General features: G+C 53.4%; 1 protein-coding gene. It reads right to left on the reverse strand.

Annotation, left to right across the window (positions count from 1 at the left end):
• A partial coding sequence (locus ENZ74_RS34865) for a hypothetical protein (RefSeq protein ID WP_206522430.1) occupies positions 1–399 on the reverse strand: 399 nt, incomplete at both ends.

The following is a 399-nucleotide window of genomic DNA, read 5'->3' on the forward strand; positions in this document are numbered from 1 at the left end:
GGAAGGACCAGCGTTTCGCCGTCAAGGAAGCCGTTACCTGACGCACCGATCCCGGCGATCCGCCGTCGCTGCCCTCACTGCCTGGCAAATGACGGAGAGCTGAATTTCCAGCCAAAATGCCCAACTGACGTTGGCGTTTTGGCTCCGTTTCGTTCACGGCCAACGAACGTCCCGAAGGTTGCAATCGCCCCTTGTCGAGGTCGATCGACAGATAATGCCAAGCTTTGGTAGGGGATAAGCCACAGGTCATTAACCATAACAATTTCAATGTGAGCAGGCGCATTGCCGAAGGTGGCGCCCGTCGATCGTAACCCGCTGGCAAGCGCCAAATAATTTCAGCAGCCTTAACAAATTCATTAAACTTTAAACGGTTGCAGAACACAGCTGGAACAGATAGTG

This window comes from Mesorhizobium sp. M7A.F.Ca.CA.002.15.2.1, assembly GCF_003998715.1.
Taxonomy (GTDB): domain Bacteria; phylum Pseudomonadota; class Alphaproteobacteria; order Rhizobiales; family Rhizobiaceae; genus Mesorhizobium; species Mesorhizobium ciceri.